The 2,165-nt window shown below is 63.1% G+C and carries 2 protein-coding genes and 1 pseudogene; all 3 read right to left on the bottom strand.

Features of this window, described 5'->3' with window-relative positions:
* Nucleotides 1-428: VOC family protein (locus D3H34_RS31890; RefSeq protein WP_491047156.1), on the bottom strand; the 428-nt coding region annotated here is incomplete at its 3' end.
* Between the two features lie 11 nt (nucleotides 429-439).
* Complete coding sequence (locus D3H34_RS31885; protein ID WP_119558790.1) at nucleotides 440-1,930, bottom strand: aldehyde dehydrogenase; 1,491 nt, start codon at nucleotides 1,928-1,930, stop codon at nucleotides 440-442.
* A gap of 31 nt (nucleotides 1,931-1,961) precedes the next feature.
* Nucleotides 1,962-2,165: pseudogene (locus D3H34_RS34395) on the bottom strand (thiamine pyrophosphate-binding protein); the annotation flags it as partial.

Raw genomic sequence — 2,165 nt, 5'->3', positions numbered from 1 at the left:
TCGTTGATGCGGCCCTTGCGATTCCAGGTGTTGTATTCAGCGTCCTTGATCTCTATGTCGCGCTTGCGCGTGACCTGCAGGCGCACCGCCATGCCGTTGGGGTCGGTACAACCCACGCGGCCGCCCTGCTCTCCCGCCAGCTGCACGAAACCCGGAAGATCGCGCACGCTTTGTGCAAAGCGCTGCACATCGGCCTCGCTTTGCGCGCCCCAGACCACCTCGCGCAATGTGGGGCCGTCCTCAATGGCGGCAGGAAGGTCGCTGCATTGGCTGTCGACCACGATGACGCGGCAGCCGTTGAGGCACTCGAACACCAGGCGATCCGCCTGCTCTTGCACCAGTGTCAGACCCCAGTCGAGGAAGAAGCGGCGGCAACTGCTCAGATCGTCGGCACCGTAGGTGATTTCATCAATACCCAATACGCTCATGGCAAATCCTTTCAGCCAGCCCAGGGCAGTGGCTGATCATTGAGACCCCAGTACATGGCTTTCTGCTCCATGTATTGCTGAATGCCCAGGCGGCCCTTTTCCCGGCCCAGGCCGCTGTCATTCCAGCCACCAAACGGTGTGGAAATCGAGAACTGCTTGTAGGTATTGATCCACACGGTGCCAGCCTGCACCGCACGGCCGATGCGCCAGGCCTTCTTGTAGTCGCCCGTCCAGATGCCGGCGGCCAGCGCATAGACGCTGTCGTTGGCCTGGGCCAGCAAATCATCCTCATCATCAAAAGGCATGGCCACCAGCACCGGCCCGAAGATTTCCTCCTGGGCAATCGTGGCGCGGTTGTTCAGACCTTCGATGATGGTTGGCAGGTAGTAATTGCCGCGCTCAAACAGCGGGCCATCGGGACGCTTGCCGCCGATGCGCAACTGACCGCCTTCGGCCAGGCCCTTGGCCACATATTGCTCAATGCTGTCGCGGTGCTTGGCGGTGATCAGCGGGCCCATCTGCGTGCGCTCGTCGCAGGGATCACCCACACGCAGCGCTGCCGCCTTGGCAGCCAGACGCTCCATGAATTCGGCATAGTGCTGGCGCGCGACGAACAGACGCGAGCCAGCGATGCAGGATTCGCCCGAGGAGCTGAAGATGCCGTAGAGCACGCCGTTGACGGCATGGTCCAGGTTGGCATCCGCCAGCACCATGGTGGCGGACTTGCCGCCCAGCTCCATGGAGACGGGCATCATCTTGTCAGCCGCAATGCGTGCAATATGCTTGCCGGTGCTGGTGCCGCCGGTGAAAGACACCCGCTTGACCAGCGGGTGACGCGTGATCGCGTCGCCCATGACCGAGCCACGACCCGGCAGCACGCTGATCATGCCCTTGGGCAGGCCGGCTTCCTCGCAGATGGCGGCCAGCTCCAGCGCCATCAGCGGCGTCACTTCGGCGGGCTTGACAACCACGGAGCAGCCGGCAGCCAGCGCGGGGGCCAGCTTTTGCGCCTCGCTCGCGATAGGCGAGTTCCAGGGCGTAATCGCCGCCACCACGCCCATGGGCTCATGCACGCTCATGGTGAAGAAATCACCGCGCGATGGCGTCAAGGTTTCCTCCATGGTCTCGCAGGCTGCGGCAAAGAACTGGAAGGTGCTGGCCGCACTGGCCACCAGGGCGCGGGTTTCGCTGATGGGCTTGCCGTTGTCCTGACGCTGACGCTGGGCCAGAGGCTCGGCACGCTCACGGATCAGTTGCGCCACGCGATGGAGCATGGCGGCACGTTCATGGGGCTTGCGCTGTGCCCAGCCACTGTGGCGGAAGGCATGGTCTGCCGCCTCGATGGCCTCATTCACATCCTCCAGACTGGGAGTGCGCAGGCGCCCGACGACTTCGCCGGTCGCGGGGTAAGTCGTCTGGGATTCGTCGCCGCGGCCCAGGCGGCGTTCGCCGGCAATGAACAAGGGCAGCAGTTCTTTGCTATCTGTATAGAGCAGACTCATACGTTTCCTTCCGCCAGATTGCTTGGCAAAATCAAGCCACCACCTTGGTGGGCGGGCCGGCGAAGACGGTCTTGAAGGTACCGATGGCGGGCATGTCGATCTCGATCAGATATGGGCCTTCGCTGGCCAGCGCCTTCTTGAGCACTTCGCCAACCTGCTCCAGATCGCTGACCTTGCTGTGTGCCAGCTGGATCGAAGCGCTCAACTGCGCGTAATCGGGCGTGTGCAGATCCAC

The organism is Acidovorax cavernicola (genome assembly GCF_003581445.1).
Note: the sequence above shows the minus strand (reverse complement) of the source record. Positions and strands in the feature narration are given on the sequence as shown.